The 25,942-nt window shown below is 38.3% G+C and carries 23 protein-coding genes; 14 read left to right on the forward strand and 9 right to left on the reverse strand.

Annotated elements, in window-relative coordinates:
- Window positions 1–112: 112 nt before the first annotated feature.
- Window positions 113–520 carry a hypothetical protein gene (locus FW778_RS12530; protein ID WP_150415066.1) on the reverse strand — a complete coding sequence of 136 codons (408 nt, stop codon included), beginning with the start codon at window positions 518–520 and terminating at the stop codon, window positions 113–115.
- Window positions 521–646: 126 nt separating this feature from the next.
- Window positions 647–1,027 carry a hypothetical protein gene (locus tag FW778_RS12535; protein WP_150415067.1) on the reverse strand — a complete coding sequence of 127 codons (381 nt, stop codon included), beginning with the start codon at window positions 1,025–1,027 and terminating at the stop codon, window positions 647–649.
- Window positions 1,028–1,350: 323 nt separating this feature from the next.
- On the opposite strand from FW778_RS12535, the gene FW778_RS12540 reads away from it, so the two are divergent.
- The 8 genes from FW778_RS12540 (at window position 1,351) to FW778_RS12575 (ending at window position 10,918) form a co-directional block, all read left to right on the forward strand.
- Window positions 1,351–2,682 carry a sigma-54-dependent transcriptional regulator gene (locus tag FW778_RS12540; protein WP_449404187.1) on the forward strand — a complete coding sequence of 444 codons (1,332 nt, stop codon included), beginning with the start codon at window positions 1,351–1,353 and terminating at the stop codon, window positions 2,680–2,682.
- A 271-nt stretch (window positions 2,683–2,953) separates the two neighbouring features.
- A complete protein-coding gene (gene kdpF / locus FW778_RS12545; protein ID WP_150415478.1) occupies window positions 2,954–3,031 on the forward strand; it encodes a K(+)-transporting ATPase subunit F in 78 nt (25 codons plus the stop codon).
- Between the two features lie 3 nt (window positions 3,032–3,034).
- Window positions 3,035–4,735 carry a potassium-transporting ATPase subunit KdpA gene (gene kdpA / locus FW778_RS12550; RefSeq protein WP_150415068.1) on the forward strand — a complete coding sequence of 567 codons (1,701 nt, stop codon included), beginning with the start codon at window positions 3,035–3,037 and terminating at the stop codon, window positions 4,733–4,735.
- A 162-nt stretch (window positions 4,736–4,897) separates the two neighbouring features.
- Window positions 4,898–6,946, forward strand: coding sequence for a potassium-transporting ATPase subunit KdpB (gene kdpB, locus FW778_RS12555; RefSeq protein WP_150415069.1), 2,049 nt, complete (start codon window positions 4,898–4,900; stop codon window positions 6,944–6,946).
- A 31-nt stretch (window positions 6,947–6,977) separates the two neighbouring features.
- The gene (locus tag FW778_RS12560; RefSeq protein ID WP_150415070.1) at window positions 6,978–7,541 is read left to right on the forward strand and encodes a K(+)-transporting ATPase subunit C; all 564 of its coding nucleotides are present in this window, start codon (window positions 6,978–6,980) and stop codon (window positions 7,539–7,541) included.
- A 35-nt stretch (window positions 7,542–7,576) separates the two neighbouring features.
- A complete protein-coding gene (locus tag FW778_RS12565) occupies window positions 7,577–8,713 on the forward strand; it encodes a sensor protein KdpD (RefSeq protein ID WP_150415071.1) in 1,137 nt (378 codons plus the stop codon).
- Window positions 8,713–10,401, forward strand: a complete 1,689-nt coding sequence (locus FW778_RS12570) for a HAMP domain-containing sensor histidine kinase (protein ID WP_150415072.1) — start codon at window positions 8,713–8,715, stop codon at window positions 10,399–10,401. Before FW778_RS12565 ends, FW778_RS12570 begins: the two co-directional genes overlap by 1 nt.
- Window positions 10,402–10,516: 115 nt before the next feature.
- A complete protein-coding gene (locus FW778_RS12575) occupies window positions 10,517–10,918 on the forward strand; it encodes a hypothetical protein (RefSeq protein ID WP_150415073.1) in 402 nt (133 codons plus the stop codon).
- Between the two features lie 30 nt (window positions 10,919–10,948).
- On the opposite strand, the gene FW778_RS12580 is transcribed toward FW778_RS12575, so the two are convergent.
- Window positions 10,949–11,566: a hypothetical protein gene (locus tag FW778_RS12580; RefSeq protein ID WP_150415074.1), complete on the reverse strand. Its 618-nt coding sequence runs from the start codon at window positions 11,564–11,566 to the stop codon at window positions 10,949–10,951.
- 297 nt (window positions 11,567–11,863) lie between these two features.
- On the opposite strand from FW778_RS12580, the gene FW778_RS12585 reads away from it, so the two are divergent.
- The 4 genes from FW778_RS12585 to FW778_RS12600 all read left to right on the forward strand — a co-directional run bounded on the left by FW778_RS12585 (window position 11,864) and on the right by FW778_RS12600 (window position 14,200).
- Complete coding sequence (locus FW778_RS12585) at window positions 11,864–11,995, forward strand: YtxH domain-containing protein (protein WP_150415075.1); 132 nt, start codon at window positions 11,864–11,866, stop codon at window positions 11,993–11,995.
- Between the two features lie 236 nt (window positions 11,996–12,231).
- The gene (locus FW778_RS12590; protein WP_150415076.1) at window positions 12,232–12,390 is read left to right on the forward strand and encodes a lmo0937 family membrane protein; all 159 of its coding nucleotides are present in this window, start codon (window positions 12,232–12,234) and stop codon (window positions 12,388–12,390) included.
- 96 nt (window positions 12,391–12,486) lie between these two features.
- Window positions 12,487–12,699, forward strand: coding sequence for a hypothetical protein (locus FW778_RS12595; RefSeq protein WP_150415077.1), 213 nt, complete (start codon window positions 12,487–12,489; stop codon window positions 12,697–12,699).
- A gap of 283 nt (window positions 12,700–12,982) precedes the next feature.
- A complete protein-coding gene (locus tag FW778_RS12600) occupies window positions 12,983–14,200 on the forward strand; it encodes a hypothetical protein (protein ID WP_150415078.1) in 1,218 nt (405 codons plus the stop codon).
- A 583-nt stretch (window positions 14,201–14,783) separates the two neighbouring features.
- On the opposite strand, the gene FW778_RS12605 is transcribed toward FW778_RS12600, so the two are convergent.
- The 4 genes from FW778_RS12605 to FW778_RS12620 all read right to left on the reverse strand — a co-directional run bounded on the left by FW778_RS12605 (window position 14,784) and on the right by FW778_RS12620 (window position 21,092).
- Window positions 14,784–15,218, reverse strand: a complete 435-nt coding sequence (locus FW778_RS12605; RefSeq protein WP_150415079.1) for a DUF2147 domain-containing protein — start codon at window positions 15,216–15,218, stop codon at window positions 14,784–14,786.
- A gap of 354 nt (window positions 15,219–15,572) precedes the next feature.
- On the reverse strand, window positions 15,573–17,711 hold the full coding sequence (locus FW778_RS12610; protein WP_150415080.1) for a cation:proton antiporter: 2,139 nt from the start codon (window positions 17,709–17,711) through the stop codon (window positions 15,573–15,575).
- 33 nt (window positions 17,712–17,744) lie between these two features.
- Window positions 17,745–18,323: a hypothetical protein gene (locus tag FW778_RS12615; protein ID WP_150415081.1), complete on the reverse strand. Its 579-nt coding sequence runs from the start codon at window positions 18,321–18,323 to the stop codon at window positions 17,745–17,747.
- Between the two features lie 426 nt (window positions 18,324–18,749).
- The gene (locus FW778_RS12620) at window positions 18,750–21,092 is read right to left on the reverse strand and encodes a mechanosensitive ion channel family protein (protein WP_150415082.1); all 2,343 of its coding nucleotides are present in this window, start codon (window positions 21,090–21,092) and stop codon (window positions 18,750–18,752) included.
- Between the two features lie 822 nt (window positions 21,093–21,914).
- On the opposite strand from FW778_RS12620, the gene FW778_RS12625 reads away from it, so the two are divergent.
- Complete coding sequence (locus tag FW778_RS12625; RefSeq protein ID WP_150415083.1) at window positions 21,915–22,271, forward strand: hypothetical protein; 357 nt, start codon at window positions 21,915–21,917, stop codon at window positions 22,269–22,271.
- Between the two features lie 11 nt (window positions 22,272–22,282).
- Entirely contained in the window at window positions 22,283–23,881 is a 1,599-nt protein-coding gene (locus FW778_RS12630; RefSeq protein WP_150415084.1) for an FAD-linked oxidase, read from the forward strand.
- A gap of 340 nt (window positions 23,882–24,221) precedes the next feature.
- Here the strand turns inward: FW778_RS12630 and FW778_RS12635 are convergent, their stop codons facing one another.
- Both FW778_RS12635 and FW778_RS12640 read right to left on the reverse strand, forming a co-directional pair.
- Entirely contained in the window at window positions 24,222–24,935 is a 714-nt protein-coding gene (locus FW778_RS12635; protein WP_150415085.1) for a hypothetical protein, read from the reverse strand.
- A gap of 171 nt (window positions 24,936–25,106) precedes the next feature.
- Window positions 25,107–25,691: a dihydrofolate reductase family protein gene (locus FW778_RS12640; RefSeq protein ID WP_150415086.1), complete on the reverse strand. Its 585-nt coding sequence runs from the start codon at window positions 25,689–25,691 to the stop codon at window positions 25,107–25,109.
- Between the last annotated feature and the right edge of the window lie 251 nt (window positions 25,692–25,942).

Below are 25,942 nucleotides of genomic sequence, written 5' to 3' on the forward strand. Positions count from 1 at the left end.
CTTAGTTCCTTAAAGTTAAAATAAGTTAAGCAGAGATAAAATGGGTGAGCACCTGTATTGCATATTCAATGCAAAAAGGCACTGCAATATGCAATGCCTTTTCAGAGTGTATTTACATTTTTACTGAGTTTGAATACAGGCGGTTTATTTTATATATTTTATGAAAAGCATCATAACTGGTAAGCTCTGCATCGGTGTTGAAATTTGCATCCAAAGCATCATGAAAAGCATGATTTTGAGGAAAAGCATATTTCAGGTTCATTTTAGTAAGCTCCTTCAAAGTATCAGAAGAAGGCGTAGTAAAAAAATACTTCGGACCATGTTTTTCCGCCTCTTTTGGAGAATGAGCCGCATGTATGTATTTGTAAATCATAATGGTTTCCCCGGGGTTCAAAATAGTATACCCGTTAGATTTTGTTGCTGTTTTGGATGTAAGTATCCCCTTTTGTGCCGCTGCATTTTGAGAACTGATTACAAGCAGCCCGGCACTTAATGCAATCAGAAAAAATAACTTTTTCATTGTAATAATTTTAAATGTGAGTAAACAGATCATAAATTGTTTCTTATTGAATTCGCATCAAACTGGTGCGTAATAAATTGCAGGAAGAATTTATTTCTTTTATAAGAACTTCCTTTTATATGCAGTCTAAATTCTGAAGACCCGGATGCGCAGGTATAATGGCCAGGTACAACTTCGCAGGTCGAAATTGTTTGTGATTGTATTACCAGGAATTTTTCTACGTAATATAATATCAGGATCATAGATGGATGAACCTGTATTAAAATGAGGTAAGCTTACATAAATTGATGGAACTATTGAATGATTGTCAACTTTGTGATAGAGCAAATGACTTTTACAGCAATCCGTTAACTTATTAGCATGATTGCACTTATAGCCGTTGCATTCTTTACATCCCGGCATAGCGACCTTGCTAACCTGTTTGCTGCAATAGCGAATAGAGACAACCGTTCCAAATACAGCACTGGTGTATATAACAAGAAATAATATTGCTAATACTCTTTTCATTTGTAAATATAAAACTACTTTATCTCCGTGCATTTGCAAATGATCCCGGTTAGAAATATACCTGACCTTCATCAGCATTGCGATTCACGTTATAGTAACCGTGAGAAGCTATCATCTCAAGAAAAATTAAGTATCAATTTAAACCCTATCTATCTTATAAATTTATAATTCAATAAAAAAGGAAAGATCAATCCTTTTATCAGCGTTTAAATCAGCATATTTTTACCAACTATCGTAAACGGATACACGAGACTTTTTCTCCCGCCAATATAAATAGAATGCTTAAATTTATGACTTACTGTTGACGTTAAATGCTGCGTATAATGAACAAGGTTTTGATTATAGACGACGAGGAGAAGCTAAGAAATTTATTAGGAAGGCTTATTAAGTTAGAAGGTTTTGCAGTTACCGAAAGCGGCAATCTAAAACAGGCATACAGGGCAATTGAAAAAGAAGAGCCCGATGTAATTCTTTGTGATGTAAAATTACCTGATGGCAATGGCATTGATTTCATTAAAGAAATAAAAGCAAGATATTTTGTCGTAGAAGTTATTTTACTAACCGCTTACGGAAACATACCCGATGGCATACAGGCTATGAAAAACGGTGCTTTTGATTACCTAGTAAAAGGTAATGATAACGATAAAGTGATTCCGTTATTAAATAAGGCTATCGAAAAAGTTGAATTAAAAAAGAAGATAGCATCGTTGGAAAAACAGGTCGGTAAAAAATATACTTTCGAAAGTATAATAGGAACTTCTTCACTAATAATTGATGCCGTTAACTTAGCAAAGAAAGTTGCGCCCACAGATGCCACAGTTTTATTATTGGGTGAAACAGGAACCGGGAAAGAAGTATTTGCACAGGCGATTCATAATGCAAGCAGCAGAGTGGACAAGCCTTTCATGGCTTTAAACTGCAGTTCATTTACCAAGGAACTTTTGGAGAGTGAAATATTCGGCCACAAAGCAGGTGCATTTACAGGAGCAATAAAAGATAAGAAAGGGCTAATAGAAGAAGCCGATTCCGGAACATTGTTTTTAGATGAAATTGGTGAAATGCCTTTGGAATTACAGTCAAAACTATTGCGTGTATTAGAAACGGGCGAGTTTATAAAGGTGGGTGATACTCACACCACCAAAGTGGATGTAAGGGTTATTGCAGCAACTAACCGCAACCTGCAGGAAGATGTAGAAAATTTAAAATTCAGGGAAGATCTTTTTTACCGGTTAAACGTATTTACAATAGTACTGCCTCCGCTGCGTGAAAGAAGAAAAGATATTCCTGCTCTGTCACAGTTTTTTCTTAAAATTTTTTCAGCAAAAACTAATAATGTTGCTTCAGGTATGAGTAAAGAATTTGTAGAACACCTGCAGCAACACGACTGGAAAGGAAATATCCGGGAACTAAAAAACATAATAGAGAGAGCTGTTATTTTAACCGGCAGCCCTGAACTCACATTAGAAAATCTTCCTTTAGATCTACAGGTTAGTTCTTCAAAAACGGCATCATCATTTGATCTTGCAACTGTAGAAAAATCACACATCCAAAAAGTATTGCTTTATACAAAAGGCAATAAAACGGAAGCTGCAAAATTGCTTAATATTGGCTTAACCACTCTGTACAGGAAGATTGAAGAATATGGGTTGTCATAATAATCAAGCCTGTTCATTTTGATACAACCCTTTCCAAAATGAAAGGGTTTTTTATTTCCTTCCGGGCATCGCAAAATAAAGCAGATCAACCGAAAACCCAATCAGCGCTGCATCTTGCGTCTCACTTCGCACACCAAAATTATCCCGGTATTGGTTTTGGAATATAGAGCCAAAAACAAACAAATGCTTACATTAATATTACTGTTTACAGGCTTCTTAGGCTTTGCAATATTTTTTAAATCTATTGATTTCTTTGATAAAATCTAAAACCATGATAGCTCTATTTATTATCTCGTTACTGGTATTTTGTTACCTCTGTTATGTACTCATTAAACCGGAAAAATTTTAAATTATGAACACTGAAATTTTTGGCGTTATAGCCATGTTTGTTATTACGGTGCTGCTCGCAATACCACTTGGGCGCTATATTGGCAAAGTGTATAATGGTGATAAAACCTGGCTGGATTTCATCTTCAATCCCGTTGACAACTTATTTTTTAAAGCCGGTGGGATAAAGCCTGAAAAAGAAATGACGTGGCAACAAAGCATGGTTGCGTTGCTGGTTATTAATTTAGTATGGTTCCTCTTATCAATGTTGGTGTTAATGAGCATGAGTTGGCTCCCGTTAAATCCGGATGGCAATCCATCTATGACTCCGGATTTAGCGTTTAACACCACCGTTAGTTTTGTAGCAAATACTAATCTTCAGCACTATTCCGGTGAAACAGGTGTGTCTTATTTGGGACAATTATTACTGATGTTTTTTCAGTTTGTAAGTGCTGGTACGGGCATGGCAGCATGTGCAGTTGTGTTTAAAGCAATAAAAGAAAAAAGCACTCAAAACCCGGGTAACTTCTACAACTACTTTATAAAGTCATGTACGAGGATTTTGTTGCCACTTTCAATAGTAGTTGCTATTATTTTAATGTTCAATGGCACACCCATGACTTTCAAGGGTAAGGATCAATTTATAAGCATGCAGGGAGATACAGTCAATGTATCAAGAGGTCCGGCTGCAGCGATGATAGCTATTAAGCAATTAGGCACTAACGGTGGCGGCTACTTCGGCGTAAACAGTGCGCATCCTTTCGAAAATCCCAACTACTTTACCAATATGGTCGAGAATATTTGCATCATATTAATTCCAGCCGCTTTGATCTTTGCTTTGGGCTATATGCTTAAAAGAAAAAGATTTACCTGGATTGTGTTTGGTATAATGACGTTGGGTTTTTTACTGCTTGTGATTCCATCGATCTATAATGAAAAGCATGGGAGTACGGCAGTTGGGAAAATGGGCATATTGCAAAGCCACGGAAGCACGGAGGGTAAAGAAGTTCGGTTTGGAGCAGCCGCATCCGCGTATTGGGGTATTAGTACAACGGTAACATCTAACGGTAGCGTAAACGCAATGCATGATAGCTTTACACCTTTAACCGGAATGTTTGCCATGTTGGGTATGATGATCAATTCATTTTACGGAGGCGTTGGGGTAGGGTTTTTAAATTTCTACATCTTCATCATCATCGCAGTTTTTATTAGTGGCTTAATGGTTGGCAGAACTCCGGAATTTATGGGTAAAAAAATTGAAGCAAAAGAAATAAAGATCGCTTCCATTATCGCGTTACTTCACCCGTTTTTGATCCTTGTTGGAACAGCCATTGCATCACGCCTGTATGCTCACGATCCAACTGCTTATGCAGGCTGGCTCAATAATCCAGGTAATCATGGCTTCAGCGAAATGCTATATGAATTCACTTCTTCATCGGCCAATAACGGCAGCGGCTTCGAAGGCCTCGGGGATAACACACCTTTCTGGAATATAGCCTGCGGAACAGTGATGCTGCTTGCAAGATTTTTACCTATTATCGGCCCCGTTGCCATTGCAGGTATTCTTGCAAAGAAGAAGTATGTACCCGAAAGCGCCGGAACACTCAAAACAGATACATCCACATTCGGGATTATGGTATTCGCCGTAATATTTATCGTTGCTGCATTGAGTTTTTTCCCGGCATTGGCACTGGGGCCCATTTCAGAGTTCTTTGGAATGAGATAAATTCTTATAAAGTCGTCCAACATAGTTAAACCTCGTACACATCGATTGTAACAAATAATGAACAATATGAATCACACAGATACAAAGACAGAAAGTAACACAAAGCAAATCCTTCTGACCTTAGAAAACTTTGTCTCTTATTAGTTCAATAAACTTTAAACCATGTCAATTCATAGAAGAACACAAAGATTATTTGAATCTTCATTGGTGAAAGAAGCTCTTGGGCAATCATTCATCAAACTCAATCCGCGTATCATGTTTCGCAACCCGGTAATGTTTACAGTAGAGATCTGCACGGCAATAATGCTGGCGGTTTGTATATGGATTTTAACGGGTGAAAAAACACAAGGCGGCCTGGTATATAACATAATCGTGTTCGCCGTATTATTCTTAACATTATTGTTCGCCAACTTTGCAGAGGCAATTGCAGAAGCAAGAGGTAAGGCACAGGCAGATAGTCTTAGAAAAACAAGAGAAGACACCCCTGCAAAAAAAATATTTCCTGTTGGTGAAATACTTACCAATGAAGTTAAAATCGTTCCTTCTTCTCAATTAAGTAAAGGGGATCTCTTTCTTTGTGAAGCGGGTGACATAATACCAATGGACGGAGAAATAATCCATGGCATTGCAACGATTGATGAGAGTGCAATTACCGGCGAATCTGCTCCCGTGATACGGGAAGCAGGGGGCGATAAATCTTCAGTAACGGGTGGTACCAAGGTACTCAGCGATCATATAAAAGTTCGTGTTACAACCGAACCAGGCGAAAGTTTTTTAGATAAAATGATAGCATTGGTAGAAGGTGCATCAAGACAAAAAACACCAAACGAAATTGCATTGACAATTTTATTGGCTGGCTTCACACTCATTTTTATAATTGTATGTGTAACGCTCGAACCTTTTGGTAAATATGCCAACACGCCTATAACAATTGCGGCTTTTATTTCATTGTTTGTATGTCTTATACCTACAACGATCGGAGGTCTGCTGAGCGCCATCGGTATCGCCGGAATGGACAGGGCTTTAAGAGCAAACGTTATTACGAAAAGCGGCAAGGCAGTTGAAACCGCCGGTGACGTTGATACCTTGTTATTAGATAAAACCGGAACTATCACAATCGGTAACCGCAAAGCGACCAACTTTTATCCGGCTAACGGTGTAGCGATAGACGCGTTTATCCAGGCATGTGCTTTATCTTCTTTAGCAGATGAAACACCGGAAGGAAAGTCGATAATAGAATTATCAAATCTTGATAAAAATTCTTTCAATACTACCGGCGCAAAATTTATTGAGTTTACTGCGGAAACAAGAAGTAGTGGAATTGATTTACCGAATGGTTTAAAAATCCTTAAGGGAGCTTTTGATTCTATAAGGAATATAATAACAAAGGCTGGCAATGATTTTCCGGTTGAAACCGCAGACAGAGTAAAAATAATTTCTTCGAATGGCGGCACTCCGTTAGTAGTAAGTGAAAATGGAAAAGTGCTGGGCGTAATAGAATTGCAGGACATTATTAAACCCGGTATTAATGAGCGTTTTGAAAGACTAAGAAGGATGGGAATTAAAACCGTTATGGTTACCGGCGATAATCCATTAACAGCAAAATTTATTGCTGAAAAAGCCGGCGTAGACGATTTTATTGCCGAGGCAAAGCCGGAAGATAAAATGGTTTATATAAAAAAAGAACAACAACAGGGAAAATTAGTTGCCATGATGGGCGATGGAACCAATGATGCGCCAGCATTGGCCCAGGCTGATGTAGGTGTTGCAATGAACAGCGGCACAGCCGCAGCAAAAGAAGCGGGTAACATGGTTGACCTTGATAATGATCCTACAAAATTGATTGAAGTAGTGGAGATTGGCAAACAGCTTTTAATGACAAGAGGAACCCTGACCACCTTCTCTATTGCAAATGACGTAGCAAAGTATTTTGCTATTGTTCCTGCATTATTTATCATATCTATTCCTGCATTGCAAGGTTTAAATATTATGCATTTGCACAGTCCTGAAAGTGCCATTTTATCAGCAGTAATTTTTAATGCGATCATTATTCCTTTGCTGATACCGCTTGCATTAAAAGGAGTTGCCTACAAGCCGATTGGCGCAAGTGCATTACTAAGGAGAAACTTATTAGTCTATGGATTAGGCGGTGTGATAGTTCCTTTTATCGGTATAAAATTATTAGACATGATTGTTAGCATTTGGTTTTAACACAGTCATTATTTCTTCAAAAAATTAAAATATGAAACAACATTTTTTTCCCGCTTTAAGGCTCACTCTCATCTGCATAGTAGTGTTCATGGGATTATACACATTGCTTATTTGGGTCGTTGCACAGGCAGCATCTGGCGGTGGTAAGGGCGAAACTGTATCAGTAAACAACAAAGTTGTCGGTTACAAATTAGAAGGTCAAAGTTTTACAGACGATAAATATTTTAACAGCCGGCCTTCTGCATGTGGTTTTAACGCAGCGGGTAGCGGAGCCAGCAATAAAGGCCCATCCAACCCTGATTATTTAAAAGAAGTTCAAAACCGGATAGATACCTTTATGGTGCATAACCCTTTTGTAAAAAAAGAAGATATACCTTCTGAGTTAGTGACAGCGTCCGGTAGTGGCTTAGATCCGGATCTTTCTCCTCAAGGCGCTTATGTGCAGGTTCCGAGAATCGCAAAAACAAGAAATATTTCTGAAGAAAAAATAAAAGCACTTGTTGCACAACAAATTCAAAAACCTTTATTGGGTTTATTCGGACCAGGTAAAGTGAATCTTTTACAGTTGAATATCGAATTAGATAAATTAAAATAATAATAAACGAAGTTGTAACATTTAAAAAGTTTCAATTGACTGAGCAAGACGATAACGATAAAAAAGTACAACAGTTTTTAGACCTGAATCGTAAAAGTGCGAGAGGGAAGTTTAAAATTTACATCGGCATGAGCGCTGGTGTGGGTAAAACTTATCGCATGTTGCAGGAAGCGCATAAACTTTTAGAGAACGGAGTAAATATAAAAGTGGGATATGTTGAAACGCATGGAAGACAGGAAACACAGGCATTAATGGATGGTCTTCCTGTTGTTCCCCGAAGGGAAGTTTTTTACAAAGGCAAGCGCTTAGAAGAACTGGATGTACAGGCCGTATTATTGCTTCATCCGGATGTTGTGATTGTAGATGAGCTTGCCCACACGAATATTCCCGGGAGTAAAAATGAAAAGAGATGGCAGGATGTTTTAGATATACTGGATGCAGGAATTGATGTAATATCAGCTGTAAACATTCAGCATATTGAAAGCATCAATGAAGATGTAAAACAAATTACCGGGGTTGAAGTAAAAGAAAGAATACCCGATAAAATGTTGCAAATAGCTGATGAAGTGGTAAACATAGATCTTACCGCCGATGAATTAATAACAAGATTAAAAGAAGGAAAGATCTATGATCACACAAAAGTTCAGCAGGCATTACAGAATTTTTTTCAACCAGATCAAATACTGCAGCTTCGGGAACTCGCTTTAAAAGAAGTTGCCGGCCAGGTAGAAAGAAAAGTCGATTACCAGGTCACAGCTAAAAAAAATCCATATCGTCATGAACGGTTCCTGGCTTGTGTTTCTTCAAATTACCAAATAGCACAACGCATTATTCGAAAAACTGCAAGACTGGCATCCTATTACAACAGCCAATGGTATGTTCTGTATGTTCAATCTTCAAAAGAATCGGCAGAGAAAATTCCCTTAGCAACACAAAGGCATTTAATTAATAACTTTAAAAACGCAACAGAGTTAGGAGCTGAAGTGATTCAGAAAAAAGATGATAATATCGCTGCTGCAATAATGGAAATGGTTAACGAAAAACAGATTACCACTATTTGTATCGGAAAGCCACATTTAAATCTTTTTCAAATTATCTTAAAAACAAGTGTATTTAACCAGCTATTGAAAACACTTTCAAAAAACAATATTGATATTGTAATATTTTCCTGATGGCACTAAGCGTGAAAAATAAAATATGGCTGGGAACTTTATTCCTGTTTCTCCTGTTGTTACTAACGGGAGCTCTCGGAATTTATTACATTGCAAAATTGAAAACCGAAGGGCAAAATGTTTTAAAAGCTAATTATGAAAGCTTGTCGTACTGCCACCTGATGCAGCACCAGTTAGATAGCATTGAAGGAGGTTATATTCCTTCCCTGCCCAAATTTGAAGATGCTTTAAAGCTCCAGGAAAGCAACATTACCGAACCAGGTGAAAATAAAGTTACAGGCGATTTAAGAACCTATTTCAATAAACTTATAGCCGGCGATACAAGCAAACAAAATATCCAGGCCATAAAAGACAGAATACAATCTATTCTTACTTTAAATATGGAAGCGATTCAAAGAAAAAGTAAGTTCGCCCAAAAAACCGCCGCCAATGCATTCACCATCATCATATCACTTGGCAGTCTTGTTTTTTTGATTTCTTTTACATTCCTGATAAATTTTCCTTCGGTAGTTACAAATCCTATCAATCGTTTTGCAGAAGCGATCAAGGAGATTGCGAATAAGAATTATACGCACCGCATTCATCTTGATAATAAGGATGAATTTGGAAAACTAGCGGACGCCTTTAATGACATGGCAGAAAAACTTCAGTATTTTGAAAATAGCAATCTGAATAAATTGATGTTTGAAAAAAAACGGGCAGAGGCTGTAATTAATAGTTTAAAAGATGCAAGCATAGGAATTGATAAAAATGATATGGTACTTTTTGCCAATCACCAGGCACTGCAATTGTTAGGGTTAAAAACTGAGGAGATTGTCGGGAAATCAGTAAATGAAATTAGTGCAAGAAATGATTTATTTCGGTTTCTCATTGAAGCCGGAAATTCTGCGCCCTTTAAAGTAGTTGTGGATGACAGGGAAAACTTTTATACCAAAGAAGTTATTGAAATTGCACAAGGTGAAACTAAAAACAGGGTGATAGTATTAAAAAATATTACTTCATTTAAAGAGCTGGATGTTGCTAAAACCAATTTTATTGCTACTATATCACATGAATTAAAGACACCCCTGGCTTCATCAGATTTTAGCTTAAAATTACTGGAAGACGAGCGTGTAAGTAAACTTACCAAAGAACAGAAAATATTAATCCAAAATCTGAAACACGATAATGAGCGAATGCTTAAAATATTAAGTGAGCTGCTAAACATGTCGCAGGTGGAAGCCGGCAAAATACAATTAATGGTAAAAAATATAAATCCTGAAACTATTATAGAAAACGCAATTCAGGCTGTTGCAGGCAATGCCAGGGAAAAAGAAATTACTATTAGAAATACAACCAATTCAAAATTGCCGGATATCAAAGCAGATGCAGACAAAACCACATGGGTTCTGAATAACCTTTTAACCAACGCCATAAAATATTCTTTTAATAGTAGCACAGTAGAAGTTAATGCCACACAACAAGATGATATGATTGTCTTTTCGGTTAAGGATCACGGTCCGGGCATGGACGCAGCCTATCTCCCAAGATTGTTTGAAAGATATTTCCAGGTGCCTGGTTCAAAAGAAAAAGGAACGGGTCTTGGTTTAGCCATTTCAAAAGAATTTATAATAGCCCAAAATGGAAAAATTTGGGTGGAAAGTGAAATTGGTAAGGGATCTACTTTCTATTTTTGCATGCCTGTATAAGTCATAAATTTTGGCCTCCAATTGCCGGAACTAATAGTGAATTACCGGATGATATCCTTTAATTTTAAACCTTATTACACACAAGAACCTTTCTGAATATTATAAATAAATATTTATGGAATTATCTGCACAGGTAAGCAATCTTTTTTTATTGGCTTTGCCCATTGCATGTATTGCCTGGACAATAACGCATGAAGAAGTATTTAAAGAGCCCAGGGAGTTTTGTGTAAGAAAATCCAAGTCATGCGATAAATTACTGAAACGAAAGTTCTTTTACCTTTTTACCTGTGAATATTGTTTCAGTCATTATGTTACAGTATTTTTTTTATTCATTACCGGTTACCACCTGCTGTTTGCAGACTGGCGTGGTTATTTGATCGGGGGCTTTGCTTTAGTGTGGATAGCCAATATTTATATGAGCATATTTGGATTGGTAAGAGTTGGGCTGAAGAGAGAAAAAATGGAAGCGAATATTAAAGAGGAAGAATTAAATGATATCAAAAAAGAAGTGGCATGATTGTTTCCGGGCTCACGCATGGGTTTAGCATTAGTAGTGCTTATAAACTGTAATTTTCCTATACAAATCGCCATGAAATAGCAGGGTCCCTTCAAGTTTATCTCCTTCTATATTAAAAGTCCAGGTTCCTTTATAAGCCGTTGAGTTGAGTTGATTTGTTTTGGTATTATAAACGCAGGGTATAATACCCATTCCTTCTTCCACGCCATTTACAATTTTACCGGCATTGATATAAAAAGTGTCGGCCGCTGTATTTTTTGAAATGTGATATACGACGGTCTCGTCATGGCATGGCGAATTTTTCACCTGGCATATAGATGTACCTTTCCAGGTGCCTGGCAGTAAAGTGTCAAGTCTAACAAGACTACTCTGGGCCTGGTTCAATTTACTAAGTAAACAAAGAGTAAGAGAAAATAAATTAGCTAGTAGAATTTTCATTTTGGTCTTTAATTTTCCCGTTTCAAATTTAATATATTTTAAAACGTGAAACATCTCATCTGCTCCCAATGGGCCTATTGGCCTGCTTACCTCGTTCTGTAAAATGCTATCCGTAAAAGCCCTTAACCGTTCTAAATTTTTATTGTTTTGTGCACCCGCATGAAACGCGGTGCCTGATACAAGGAGGCCAATTATGACTCTTCTATACATCAACGATATTTTTATTAAATGTTTTATCACCCATTAATTAAATGAAGATAGGCAGATAAATATTCAAGGGTGACATCTGAGGAATTCGTTGTCTGCAAAATTGAGGAAGCCATTTTGCAAGCCAGGGCCCCTACTCCCATCCACATCTTATTATTTCAACATGCTAATGTTGGATCGGGAACCAATATGCTGATTATAATCATACAAATTATAGTCCCGCGTCATAAATGCTTAAAATTACTCTAACTATCTTGGATAGCCGATATAAATATATTGTGCACTATAAACTTTTTGGTCATGAAAAATAATACTAAAGTATTAATCGCATTGGCTGCAGGTGTACTTGTTGAGGCGGTCGTGGGTCTTTTGTTGTCACCCGACAAAGGCAGTGAAACAGGAAAAAGAATTGCCGGTGCCGAAAGAAATTGAACAAATCAATTAAAGCAACATTCAACAGGGGCTAGAATAAATTCCCCGGTTGAAAAAGGAATGAAAGAATAACAGGAACACTGAATGAACAAGTGAGCGTATTTGTGTGAGCAATATTTGTTGTACGGGTAACTAACAAGAAGAGATTCAATTGATGCTATTTGTCTGTTTATTTGTTGACAGACTTTTATACAGTGGATTAATGAATTTATTTATAACCTTAAAATTTTTTAAACATGGGAAACATATTATACGTTATTGCAGTAGTACTGATAATAATTTGGGCAATTAGCTTTTTGGGAGGCTATTATACCGGTGGATTAATTCATATACTTTTAGTTATAGCTATCATAGCTATCGTATATAAACTTCTTACCGGTCGAAACGCTGTCTGATAATTTACAAAAAGTACTGTGAAAAAGATAACAACGTAATGTTGGTGACAGGGCTTTGCATCTACAGAATTGTTATCCACTCATACTGTCGTGAGAATGTTAAAAAAAAATGCCCAATATTCGCGGAAGGCAAATACCTGGTCCTGTACGTCATGTCAGGCAAAAGTAAGAGAATTAAAAACAAACGATGAACTTGCCATTGCAGCCGAACACTTGTATCCATTTGTTTACAAGAAAATACAGGAGATCATTAATCATCCCGGCTTGGTAAGAATGAAGCTCATTACCTCTTTCCGTATCCGCGAATAAGCTATACCGTTATATTATACCTTAATTAATAAAAAAGCAGGCTGGCATATACGTCCGCTTGACTCGCAGGGCAGCACGGGGCAGCGATTCCCGGCCATTAAAACATTCTACGGAAATCCGGGGGAAACTTAATAACTTAGAGTTATAACTTCATTCAGCCCTTATGGAGTTATTCCATCATCCCCATCCGTTATCCTGTAATAACACACCGGTTGTAAAACCTTGCTTCAATTAACACAGGAAAGAATCTCAAATAAATTCAGGCCACCTGTAAATTATTACAATGGAAAATAAATTGATCACTTCCAGGTTTTTATTCATGGCAATACTAGTTTGCCTGGTACATATTCGTTGCAATTCCCAACCTGCCGGGAAGCCGCAACAGGTTTCAGTTTCAGTAACCGGGATTGACTATGATGATGCAGGCGTTACTTCATTGCGTGAAAAGCTGAAAAGCACCAGGAATGTAACAAACTTCAAAGAAAGTTATAACAACGGATCCGAGGCGATTACATTCACCTATACCAATACGGCCATAAACTTATGGGATCAAATGCCCTCTTCAGTAAAACAGCTCTTTAAGGTAACTTCCATTGATGACCAGCATGTCATCCTGAGCAGTAAGGGAAGCAGTTCACCTGCTTCCGTTACCACAGCCAGCAATACGTCAACAGCTAACGACGATGATTGCAAAACCTGCTACTACAACCTTTGCAAGTATGATGAAACAAAATCCTTCCAGGGGGTGCTGTACAAAGGGATTAACTGGGACCAGGGAACATATTATTACAACTGTGATAATGGAGTGGTAACCCGAAAAATAATTACAGTAAACGCCGCCGGCGTTGTCACCCGCACTACCACGGATACGCTTATTATGAGCAACGTACCGGCCGGTACTGCATGGGGAGTAACGCAATCTCCTGATGGCAACACCTATTCCGGTTATACACTGATTGCAAAGAACCTTTCAGTGAACGTAAAAAATAAACAATATAATGATGTAATAATAGTGAACATACGGCAGTACAATCGTTTTTCAAATACCGGTTCCTCCGTCAATTATTATTATGCAAGAGGCGCCGGTCCTATTTCATCAGAGCAAATTGATTACACAAAAGACCCGATGCAGGTTTACCAGGGTAATCTAAAGGTCGAAGCCACTGCGCAAAGTTTACCCGGGCAAATTGATCCGGGACTTACAGGGGTTTGGAAATGGGCTCCTCCCAATGATATTAGTACCATCTATAAATTCAACAGTGACGGCACTTTTAATTATTATGTCGGCAGCAACACTACTACGGGTGAGGAGATGTATAAAGACGGTAAAAACTTCTGGAGATTAAATGGCAGCAAGCTGGAAATTTACTACTCGGGCATGAACGTAAAATCAGAATATGCTTTGAAGAAAGTTACAGATGCTGCTTCCGGAAAGCCTGCGTTGTCCATTCAATTCAGAGATGCAGAATACAGAACATACATAAAGATGGACGATAAATAAGTACGATCAGTGAACTGCAATGTTGGCTTGGGCACAGACCTTCGTTGGCCTGGTTATGCTACTGCAGCTCTTGCAACAAATTTATACTGATCAGCAGATTTGCCCGTACCGGAAATAGCTCCTCTCCTGAACAACATTTCATTGTGATTCGTGCGACAGGACAAGGGGTTGGAGAAACAATAACTGCGGCTAATGTGTAAATATTAAACCTTCTTCTTTTTGGGTAAAAAATAATAAATAAGAAAAGCGATAATCAAACCCAATACAACACATATGACAACGTTTCTAATATCAGGTGCAATAATTGGCAAGCCATTATAGCTGCAAAGTCCTAAAGTTATTATAGTCAATAGGATATAAAATAAAACCTGTACAACGCGTTCTATTTTCGTATTGTATATTTTGTAGAATTACATGTTTACTAAACAAATGTAATATCAATACCTGATCTTTCATATGGCGGATGCCGAAATTTCTGCAGGAGCACTGGGAAACATAATCCGTTTAGAAACAGGTTATCATCAACTATAAAATGATTAAAAATAAAAATCAGGAAAAGACATTATAGGAGAAATATATCTTATTAACCTCTTTTAAAAGTACTGGTTTGGCTCAGAAATTTAAATACCCAGTATCCTTTTACTTTTAGCAAACTGTCATCTGTAAGCCATGCAACTGAATTCCATTTTTTTCCATTTCTTGCATCGTAAATCACCCCATCTACATATTCATTTTCATCCTGGTCATAATGAAGACCTTGCACCACATCCATTCCTAAAAGTTTCCTGGAACGTAAGGCGGGGTCAGGGTTTTTAACATCCATATAATCACTCACTCCATTCTTATCTTGTTTAAGCCATACAATTTTAGCCTTAAATTCGTCGCTTTGTTTATAAACTTCAATCTTACAATTTCCTTCGCTAGTTACCCATGTGCCGAGTATTGCATCAGGGGCTTTCTGAGCCAGCGAAACAAACATCAACATAGAAAATATTAAAGTTGCAGGAATTTTTTTCATAGTAGGCGGATAAAGGATAATGTGAAGTATTGTCTAAAGTTCAACTAAATAAACCGGCTTCCTCCTGTCTAAAATCATAATTAAGAATTAAATAACTTATTAATTATAGTCCTGGAACGACACTATATCTTGCTGATTCCTGGCAAAAGGAAATTTGCGTTAAGTTTTGCTGATGATAGGATGCGCATGTGCCAAAGTTAGTATTCACGAAACTGAATTATGGTTTTCTTTGTTGTGGGATTGCTTAGTCGCGCCGCCCCGCCATGAATCACCATCACCTTAGTAGAGTTACTGTTCCCATCAATTGTTGATTTTCCCGTTTACGTCTATAAAGCTAATCACCAAAACCAAAAGTTATTGAATTCTTTTATTTCTTTTGAATACTTTGGAGATGAAATTCCCGGCTTCGGTTACGGCACCAACCGCAGGAGCGTTCATTTTCACACCATTGTCCAATTGAGCCGGATAGAGTATAATGAAACTATTTTTGATGAAATATTTACTAAGGTAATAAGGAAGTTTATTCAATTGCCTGTTAAAAGATACATGTCCATTCCGGGAAGATACAATTATAAAAAGGTCATTTTCCTCTACTTCGCGGCTAAGAATCAAAAAATCATTCCAGTCAGTAAATTCTTTATAATCCGCTTCTATTGGTTGTGTCTTTAGCTTATTCAATTTCTCCAGTCCGGCAATCGTTTGCGGACTTGCGTAAAATAGTATAGGCAAACTATTTTGCTTTGCAAGATTAGAAAGCGTAGTAAACCAATGGCAAAAACCTGCTTCTGATTCTGCTTTAGGGGTAACGGTTACCACTATTCGCTTTAAGGTATTAAACGGCTGTACCGCCTTATATATATAGACGGTTTCAAAAATTCTTGTCAATACTTGCTCTGTGCCATGCCCTATAAAATCTTCTTGCTTTGCATCTTTATGCAAACCGATAACCAGGTCCTTAATGTTTTTTTCTTTTATGGTATATACAATGCCATTGCTCACGCTTTGATCAAACCTGGTAAGCGGAATGATCTTTTTATCCATTGAAGCGCCATATTTCATTACGGCATCCATCATCTTTTTTCCTTCAGCATGCACCTTTCCTGTAGTATCCTGTTCATCCACCACATGTAAAGCGTGTACAGATGCCTTACTTTTTTGTTCCCTTAATGAAAGCGCTAAGTTCACAAGCTCATCAACGGAATCAGGATATGCGATTGAAATAAGAATATTATCCTTCTCTTCACCTTCTTCATCAGCTGCATTTTCATTTTCCGTCAAGGCTATCTTGCGGGATGCTTTCTCCACAATAAAGGAGCTCACAGTACAAGTAACTAATATCATAATAATAGTGCCGTTCAATATATCTTCATTTAATAGCCTTATAGGCGTCCCGTTGGGAGCTTCACCCAGGATGATATTGTACCCCACAAGCACCGCGGCAAGTGTGGCAGCAGCCTGTGCACTGCTGAGTCCGAAAATCATATTTTTTTCATCACGGGAAAGCCTAAACGTTTTCTGAGTAATCCAGGCAGCAATAAATTTACCGGCTAACGCCATCACTATCATAACGCCAGCAACTTTCAATGTTTCAATTCCATGGAAGAATATCCGCACATCCACAAGCATTCCCACACCCACCAAAAAAAAAGGAATGAAAATAGCATTGCCCACAAACCCGATCCTGTTCATTAAGGCGGAATTATGCGGTATGAATTTATTGAGTGCAAGCCCTGAAAGAAAGGCACCTATGATGGGTTCTATGCCAGCGGCTTCCGCAAGCACCCCGCCCATAAAAACCATGGCCAATACAAAGATGTATTGCGAAATGCTATCCTCATATTTCTTAAAGAACCAGCGGGCGATAACAGGAAATATAAATAATACAATGCATGCAAATACCACCACAGATACGGAAAGGGTTATCCAAAAGGACGGAGTAATATCTCCCTGCGCCATCCCAACAATAACGGCTAACACCAGTAATGCAAGTGTGTCCGTTATCATGGTACCTCCTATCGTAATCGTGATAGCCTTATTGCCCGATATACCATAGCGGCTCGCTATAGGATAGGCAAGCAACGTGTGGGAGGCAAACATACTTGAGAGCAAAACGGAAGTCTCTATTGAAAACTGTAATAAGTAGTAAGAGGCAAGTACGCCCAGTAGCATTGGAATAGCGAACGTGAACAAACCGAAGACGAGGCTCTTGTATTTATTTTTATTAAATTCTGCCAGGTCAATTTCCAGACCTGCCATAAACATAATGTATAAAAGGCCTACTGTTCCAAATAATACGATGCTGCTGTCGCGTAGCAATAAGTTGAAGCCATAGGGCCCTACAATTACCCCGGCAACAATCAGCCCTATAAGATGGGGAACCTTTATCTTATTTAATAAGATAGGTGCAAAAAGTATGATGAAAAGAACCAGCGAAAAAATAATCACAGGGTTTTTTAAGGGCAAAGAAAAATCAAGGTCAGCTAACAATACCATAAGGATCTTTGAAAGGATGAAAGATGAATAGTTCTATTTTTTTTTCAATTGTAAATCATAAATAATATGGCAGTCGTCCGGCCTTATTATTTCCCGCTCACCTTCCATTTCATTTTCTTTTGTTTTTTTAAGGCGAATTATTATCTGTACACCTTTTGATGTGGAAGTATCAATGGCTTGCGATGACAACTCCAATTTGTTTCCTGTATAAGTACCCGAGTAAGTGCGTATCACTTTATCTTTGTTAATCGCGTTTGCTATTACTGTGTTGTGCTGCAAACTGATTTCCCATTGTTCCACCTTGGAATCGCCAACGGCCGAACCGGCGCAGGTTGTCGCTGTACATAACATATCCACTGCCCATGTACCGGTAAGATCCGGATGAAGCATTGATAAAGTATCAGGTGGAATTTTTAACAGGCTGTCGGATACGTGTTCTCTTTTATTTAATTGCTCTTCTTTTAGCTGTATCTCTTTTTCCTTAAGTGAAAGTTCCTGTTCCTTTTTATTCACTTCCTGCATTTTATTTTTAAGTTCCAATTCACGCTCGCGTAAATTACAACTGCAAAAAGTTATAAGCCAGAGCCCTGATAAACACATGATCCACTTCATAAACATCTTTAAGGCAAATTTAAGGAATACATATAAACCAGTTTATGTTTTACAAGGCAGTGAAAACATTCTACTATTAATTATTTTCATCCCGTCATCTCTGAAGAAGTGTCTCCAATCCGTATTTATTGAAGAAATAAACTGCATTTAATGATTAATGACTCTTTCGCTCTCCGGCATATTTAAAAGAGGTTGACATGAATATTTCTAAGATAATAGAAATTCAGGAACAGCGCATGGGGATTGCTATGATTAATCCAAATCCCTTTCATTCGGTTTAAACTTACATATCGTTTATAACGGCCACAATTACACGATAATAATATTTATATAAGATAACCGAAAAGCCTAATCGAAATTATTTTTTGCATCTATATTACAACACTGCTAATAACATTACACATAGCTGTCGGTACGGATTGAATATCATGCAAGTTTTATATCACTGTCTTTTAAATATTTATAAATGGCCCTGTACACTTCACCACGTACCAGTTCAGTTTTATTAACATCCTTACACCAGAAATATACCTTCATCTCCATTGATTTTGAAGTAATCGTATTGATGAATATTTCGGGGTCCTTTTGTACGAGTACATCCGGTATCGCTTGGATTATTTCTTTAATAGCCCGCTTTCTGTCATCATCTATTATCAATTCTTCGATCATGAAAGACACCTCAGCCCGGATGTTGTTGTTACTAAGCGTCCAGTTAACAATATTATGAGATAATATATCACCGTTAGGTATAATAACTTCTGCACCTTCAGGTGTCAATAAAGTGCTGGAACGAACACTTATTTCTTTTACTCTTCCTTTATTATTACCTATCTCAACGATATCACCTATACGCAGCGGGCGGTCAAAAATTAAAATAATTCCGGATACAAAGTTGCTTACTATATTTTGTAAACCTAAACCGATACCTATGCCCAGGGCACCCAGTATCACTGTTATTTTATCCAGGGGAAGCCCTGATGCTGCAACGGCTAATAAGAATCCGGCAATCAATAAAACAAGGCGTGTAATCAATAATCTTGAACGCGGCCCTTTGTTGTCGAATGCCGGGTCATCACCAATATCTCCAAAGAAATAAGCAATATATTTTTGTAAAAAATTAGCTGTCCATATAATTGCTAAAAATAAAATAACCCCGTTAAAAGTAAATGAAATACTGCCCAGCTGTCTTGGTGTGGTTAAAAAGTTAATGAGCAAGTCGTTTAATGCATCATATAAATTGAGGTTGGTCGTAAATACGATCAGCCAAATGACGATCGACAGGATGGACACGAGCAGGGAAATGCCTTTTGCAATTCCGGTATATTCAAAATGCTGCGAATATTTTTTGCGAATTCTGCTGCTTTGAATCTGCAACAGGAATGTTTCCGTAACGAGTTGCACAAACACTACCAGGCCAATAGCCTGCGCAATCGCAGTATTAGCTGAGGTGCTCAATATCTGTGTTAATGTTACCCGTCCAAACAGGTTACAAATAACAGCCAGTACATTAAAAAGAAGATAAAGTAGTATAACAAAAAAAATAACCTTATAGCTTTTTAACAACATCTTTAATTGCAACAAAGCATATATGCCAAGCACACAGGATGTAACGTTAACAGAAAAGATCCACCAGCGCTGAATATAAAATGGAGCGCCTAAAAATCTTGTTATGGATAATAAGATAAAAAGCAAAACAAAAGCGATCCACATATACCGCAATTGGCTGGTCATTTGTTTCCAGAAAAGAGCTGTAAGTGCAAGCATCAATAAAAAATCAATTGATTCAATATAAATGGCTGGCGCATTGAGATCGAAAAATGGCGCAAGATTAAGAACGAAAACCAATGAAACCAGAACAGGAAACGGGTTAATAAACCTGAAGTGTAATGCATCCAGTGCTGGTATTTTGTTAAGGCGTTTAAGACTTCTGAAGTTGTAAAATATCCAATAAAAAAAGATCAATGCTGTTAAAAGTAAAAGGTACAACCGGTTCCGGCTATGCTGAAAATAAAACAGGGTGATTTTTTTTTCGTCTGAAAGCACTTTTGAGAATCCCTTCATAGCCGAAGACGAAACACCTGCACCAGATTCCCATAAATATCTTCTTTCTTTACTAAAAGCTCTCGGGCCGGTGGTTTGTAGTAGTGCGTCAGCCTGCCGGGATAGTTCGTCTATTGTAATGACGTTATTGGAGATGCGCGCCAATGTCTGATCAATAAGAACGTTGACATTCTTAATGATGCCGTCCGCATTTTTCCACTTGTCGTGTACAAGAATGAGTTGCGGTTTAAAAGTTTCCCATAAGTTACGATCGCGGAAAATATGTTGTATTACGCTATCTTTTCTAATTAAGAATATCGCCTTTTTTGTGGCATCTAAAATACTGTCATATTGAGTGAGCTTTTTATTATAGTCTTTGTTATCAATCCTTAGATGATCAAGAAGTATATTAAACATTTGCAGGTTGCGGATATTCAGGCTGCGCTCTTTCCCCGAAAGTCTTTCTTTAATGATGTTTAATGCAGAATCATCTTCATCCATATGCTGAATGATCACCTTAATAGGTGCAACAAATTGGGCCACGTACGGCGCTTTGTTTAAGGTCTGAAAAACTTTACCAATCCCCAGCAAATAATCGCTGCGAGTTAGGGTATCATCGTTTGCAAATGCCGAAGAATCGAAAGATTTGCCGGTAAGTTTTAATGTATCCTGCGCTGCAAGCGTTCCATACAAAACCAGAATAAAAATAAAAAGAAGTAACTTTTTCATAGGAAATCCTTGTGAACAATACTTAAAAGTACACAAGAACCGTGGAACTTGTGAAAGATGGGCTATATTTAAATCAGTCAATCCGACAGCGAAAAGATTTTGGAAGAACCAAGGTATAATTATATACGTTTCAATTTGATGTAACTGAATTGCTAACAGTTATATACAAATTTATGTATAGAATTTAGTGATGGAATAATTAGCAAGCTGAAATCCCCTGACTTCCTGGTTTGCATCCAACCGTAAAGCTGCGCCAATTATTTAAACTTTGTAGAATAAAACTAAGAAGAAGGCTTATTTGTTTAAACATGCTCAGCACACCATGTTGGATGCGCTTATTGCGCATAACGGTAACGGTTATTGTCAAAATCGCATCCCTGTAAACGGTACAAGTCGTGTTATAATAATAAACTATAACCTGCTCAACTAATTCTTATTGGCAAATGACAAATAATATAAAGCTATCTTCTGCATTAAGTAAACTCAAGCCTCTTTTTTAATGCGGGCGCAAGGTACTGTCATGAAGTTAAACTTTGTTAACTCTTTACGCAATATTGTTATTTTTTTTCACTTATATAACGGGCACAGTTACACGCAGACTTATTTTGGTAGCTGCACAAGCGGGAAGCTTCCGCTGTCCCTTTGCCCGGGCCAACAATGGGCCAACGTAACGCCGCTGCGAAAGTTAAAGCATTGAGACTCCCGCAACAGGTATAAAAATAAAATCAGGAATTCTCTTGCATCGTTAAATTCTGTGCTGTAATTTTTACATCGCTTAGCCCTCCGTCCACCCCCTTTTTTCAATTTATTAATATCAGAAAAATGATTGCAAATACTTATTTCCGCAATGCGCTCATCATTATGGTTACCTGTATAGGTTCCATCAGCATGGATTCCTGCACCACTACACGCATCGTCTCCAAATACGATTGCGATACCTTTGCAAACAATCCCTTAAATAAAATGACAACCTGGTCCTTTGCATGGGGGCTGGTGCAGCCTAAGGACATAATTCCAAACTGCGATAAACGCTTCAACCATCTTAACCAGGTAACTGTAAAAAATAACCTTGGCTTTGCATTAATATCTGTTGTAACCCTTGGTATTGTTATGCCACAAAGAGTGGAATGGTGCTGCGCACCTTACAGTCCCGCAACAGATTCTTTAGGTCACAATTAAAAAATATATTGATGGCAACAGTAACTACATTACCCGATGGCATTTCCACGTTACCCATTACCACATGGGAAAACGGTCATGAAAACTTTGTACATACCTTCAAAGAAAATGCCTCTTTTAAACTGAGCATCCCTTCATCAGCCTCTCACAACCCTTACCAGGATACTACCAAAAACTTTCAATGGCTTATTCAATATGCAATAGACAATAACGTCCAGTTGCGGGCAATGGGCAATGGATGGTCTTTCTCCGAAGTAGCCGTTTGTGAAGGTGGGCTGGTAGATACCAAGGCCCTGCGGCTTTCTTATAATCTTAAAAATTCTTTCATAGCACCGGAATACCTGGCAAGCGGCAAAACTGCCGGCAACCTGTTTTTTACTCAATGTGGCATGAGCATTCTTGACCTGGATGAAAAACTGGAGCAGGATTCCAATCCTAAAAGATCTTTGAAAGCTTCCGGGGCCAGCAACGGGCAAACAATTGCAGGATGCTGCTCCACCGGTACTCATGGTTCTGCATTTAATGTAGGCGCCGTGCACGATTCTATCGTTGGAATGCATTTGGTGGTAGGCCCCGACAGGCACGTCTGGCTCGAAAAAAAATCAAACCCTGTTGCCTCAGATGACTTTATACAATGGCTTGGAGCAGAACCCATCAAAGATGATGATATGTTCAATGCAGCCCTGGTAAGCTTTGGGAGCTTTGGATTTATTCACGGGATATTGATTGAAACCGAACCCATCTTTTTGCTGGAACAATATCGCACCGGTAACATTATTTACAATGATGATTTAAAACTGGCCATGAACCATTTGGATTTTTCTGCTATTTTAAATCAGTTACCTGCACCGCCGGTGTCCCCGGGAAAGGAAATGTATCATTTTGAAATACTGGTGAACCTCCAGAGGTTTGAGCCCAATAACCCTCAAAAGGGGGTTTACCTTAAAACAATGTATAAGGAACCGTACCGCGAGGATTATACAAAAATCGCCGCGGATGATAAAGGTTTTACGTATGGGGATGATTTGCTCGGCGTAATAGAAACCATCCTGGATACCCTGGGTCCTGGTATTTCTTCAATGCTTATTCCCGGGTTAGTAAATAAATTATTCCCGCTGGCTTTTACCGCTAATGTAAGCATGACCGGTACAGTAGGAGAAACCTTTAGTAATACCAAATTCAGGGGAAAAGCTGCCAGTGCAGCTATAGGCGTTCATATCAATGATGCCAGTTCAGTACTGGAAGAAATTGTGGCAATCAATAAAGATTTTCCTTTTGCAGGTGCGCTTGCATTGCGGTATGTGAAAGGTACAGAAGCTTTGCTCGGCTTTACTCATTTTGATAAAACCTGCGTTATGGAACTGGATGGCGTAGACTCCCAATTATCAAGAACTTTCATTGAAAAAGTATGGGCAAAATTGCAGGAACTTAATATCCCTTTTACCATGCATTGGGGAAAATTCAATTTCGGTTTAAATCCTGGTCTCATTCAAACCATGTATGGCGATAGGCTGGCAAAGTGGAAAACCTGCCGGAATTCTTTGCTATCCGATGATGTAAAAAAAGTATTTACCAACAATTTTATGGTACAATGCGGCCTGGATAAGTAAAACAGGAATGGAAATTGGTTTAAACCCTTATCCGGTCGGGCCGCTTCAAAGCTTCCATTACCGTTCGCTGCGTGGATCCCTGCAAGAAGATTTTTTTAATAGAAGACAGAAAGCGGCGCATTTTATTTGAAGTTGACTTATTGATATTTTTAAACTTTCTATTGTTGATTATTTGAAATTGAAAAAGGTAAAAGGAAGCAAAGCTTACCCTGCCGGATATTATTTGCCGCTCTCGTTCATGAATTAAGTGCAAATAACCATAACCAACGGTTTTATAAACCAACAGTTACTTTTCCTCAAAATGCATTGACATATAACAGCTACTGCTTCTCCCGCAACATCAAAAGAACATTTTTGCAAAACCTTCACCTATATTTTGCCATAATGCTGAATCCCGGAAATTCCAGGCAAGATGCAATAACAAAAAAATAAACAGAACAAACGCAAAAGGTATAAAAGATCTTTTTTTAACGATGTCATTGATCAAAAGACCAGCGGCAATTGCCATAACAAAATAGTTGCTGTAGTTCACCGCATCCTGTAAAGAATTATGAAAATAAATTATTAATCCCCTGCCAAGGCCCGGAGCAACCATAAGAAACGAGGTGCCGATCATATAACGCATATGCCTATACGTTTTTTTCCTGTTGATAATAGCTAAGGAATAAAATATCGCAAAAGCAACAAGATAAGGTATGCTTAAGGCAATCATAGCGATCCTTTCCTTGTGCAACACGAGGGGTGCCGCTCTTTGATAAACCATCCGGCTTACCAGGAAAATTGAAACGACAAGTAATGGTGCTACCACATACGACAATTTTCCAATAGCCCTGTGAATACCCAATTTACCTGACCTGATAAGCAAGGGTTGAGTGATAAGAATTATCATCCATGTCAGCATCATGGCTCCATGAAAATGCTGAATATTACTAAACCCTGTAAATCCCGGGAAAAAAATAATATAGGTTTTATAAAAGCCCCATGTTACGAGTGCCAGGATGAATACAAAGAACAGGCTGATGCGGCGATAGGGAATAGTTTGTAGTCTTTCCATTGCAGTTGATTTTAATTTGATTTAAAAAAAATGTAGTGGATTCCTAAAGCAGCAAACTAAATATAGGCAATTAGTCAGATTTACTGAAAATTATAAAATCCGGATTCTATGTCCAGGTAATAAGTTTGCGCTAATGACAGGTGCGTTTGGCATCAGTGGGAAATGCGATAATCAACTGCTGTAAACATGTGCTACAATGCCGCCCGGAAAAGACTTTGCCTCAATCAATTTCAGATCCATTGGCTGTTCAACACTACTAAAAATTGGCATCCCTGCACCTAAAACCACAGGATGCATATTTAAATGATATTCATCAATAAGTCCTGTCGCAACCAGGCTCCGCATAAATCCGGCGCCTCCGAGTGCCAAAATAGGTTTGCCCTCCTGTGACTTAAGTTCCTTTATCTCATCGGCAAGGTCGCCATCAAAAATCTGTGCCTCTGCCCAGGAAGCTGCGGCCGGAGACAGTATGGTATCGGGCTCCACATGAATTCCTTTATAACCGCTTTTGGTAAATACTGCTTTTGGAATTTCGTTCATGGGTGTAGCAAAAGGCCGGGGCGCAGTTGGCCAGTACGGCGCCATAGCTTCAAACGATTTTCTGCCCATGATGACCATGCTGGCATCATAGCTCCGCTCCAGGCTCCAGGCTCTCGAAGTTTTATCCGAGCTTGTGAAAATCCAGTCAGCCTTTCCGTCAATGCCGGCTACAAAACCATCAACAGTTATTGACATCTTCATAATCAGTTTACGCATAGTTCATTAATTTATTTGTCAAAACTAAGCGCTCCTTTTGAAAACAAAGGCTGCTGAATGCGACATTCAACAGGGGCAATTGCACCTTTATTTTTTTCTTCCAGACAATATCTCTTTAGCAAGGCAATGTATCCACGCAACGACATTATAAATCGAAATTTAGTTTGCCGGGAAAGCGTCAACATTCCAAATCTATTGCCGCTGCTACACTTGGTGTGTTCGTAGCCGTTAGTTGCGTTATTTTAGGTTTC

Source organism: Ginsengibacter hankyongi (assembly GCF_008710285.1).
Classification (GTDB): domain Bacteria; phylum Bacteroidota; class Bacteroidia; order Chitinophagales; family Chitinophagaceae; genus Ginsengibacter; species Ginsengibacter hankyongi.

Bases quoted from the DNA above. Each gene is read 5' to 3' on its own strand.
- FW778_RS12530 (WP_150415066.1), bottom strand. From the start codon at position 520: ATGAAAAAGTTATTTTTTCTGATTGCATTAAGTGCCGGGCTGCTTGTA.
- FW778_RS12535 (WP_150415067.1), bottom strand. From the start codon at position 1,027: ATGAAAAGAGTATTAGCAATATTATTTCTTGTTATATACACCAGTGCT.
- FW778_RS12540 (WP_449404187.1), top strand. From the start codon at position 1,351: ATGAACAAGGTTTTGATTATAGACGACGAGGAGAAGCTAAGAAATTTA.
- kdpF (WP_150415478.1), top strand. From the start codon at position 2,954: ATGATAGCTCTATTTATTATCTCGTTACTGGTATTTTGTTACCTCTGT.
- kdpA (WP_150415068.1), top strand. From the start codon at position 3,035: ATGAACACTGAAATTTTTGGCGTTATAGCCATGTTTGTTATTACGGTG.
- kdpB (WP_150415069.1), top strand. From the start codon at position 4,898: ATGTCAATTCATAGAAGAACACAAAGATTATTTGAATCTTCATTGGTG.
- FW778_RS12560 (WP_150415070.1), top strand. From the start codon at position 6,978: ATGAAACAACATTTTTTTCCCGCTTTAAGGCTCACTCTCATCTGCATA.
- FW778_RS12570 (WP_150415072.1), top strand. From the start codon at position 8,713: ATGGCACTAAGCGTGAAAAATAAAATATGGCTGGGAACTTTATTCCTG.
- FW778_RS12575 (WP_150415073.1), top strand. From the start codon at position 10,517: ATGGAATTATCTGCACAGGTAAGCAATCTTTTTTTATTGGCTTTGCCC.
- FW778_RS12580 (WP_150415074.1), bottom strand. From the start codon at position 11,566: ATGTATAGAAGAGTCATAATTGGCCTCCTTGTATCAGGCACCGCGTTT.
- FW778_RS12585 (WP_150415075.1), top strand. From the start codon at position 11,864: ATGAAAAATAATACTAAAGTATTAATCGCATTGGCTGCAGGTGTACTT.
- FW778_RS12590 (WP_150415076.1), top strand. From the start codon at position 12,232: ATGGGAAACATATTATACGTTATTGCAGTAGTACTGATAATAATTTGG.
- FW778_RS12595 (WP_150415077.1), top strand. From the start codon at position 12,487: ATGTTAAAAAAAAATGCCCAATATTCGCGGAAGGCAAATACCTGGTCC.
- FW778_RS12600 (WP_150415078.1), top strand. From the start codon at position 12,983: ATGGAAAATAAATTGATCACTTCCAGGTTTTTATTCATGGCAATACTA.
- FW778_RS12605 (WP_150415079.1), bottom strand. From the start codon at position 15,218: ATGAAAAAAATTCCTGCAACTTTAATATTTTCTATGTTGATGTTTGTT.
- FW778_RS12610 (WP_150415080.1), bottom strand. From the start codon at position 17,711: ATGGTATTGTTAGCTGACCTTGATTTTTCTTTGCCCTTAAAAAACCCT.
- FW778_RS12615 (WP_150415081.1), bottom strand. From the start codon at position 18,323: ATGAAGTGGATCATGTGTTTATCAGGGCTCTGGCTTATAACTTTTTGC.
- FW778_RS12620 (WP_150415082.1), bottom strand. From the start codon at position 21,092: ATGAAAAAGTTACTTCTTTTTATTTTTATTCTGGTTTTGTATGGAACG.
- FW778_RS12625 (WP_150415083.1), top strand. From the start codon at position 21,915: ATGATTGCAAATACTTATTTCCGCAATGCGCTCATCATTATGGTTACC.
- FW778_RS12630 (WP_150415084.1), top strand. From the start codon at position 22,283: ATGGCAACAGTAACTACATTACCCGATGGCATTTCCACGTTACCCATT.
- FW778_RS12635 (WP_150415085.1), bottom strand. From the start codon at position 24,935: ATGGAAAGACTACAAACTATTCCCTATCGCCGCATCAGCCTGTTCTTT.
- FW778_RS12640 (WP_150415086.1), bottom strand. From the start codon at position 25,691: ATGCGTAAACTGATTATGAAGATGTCAATAACTGTTGATGGTTTTGTA.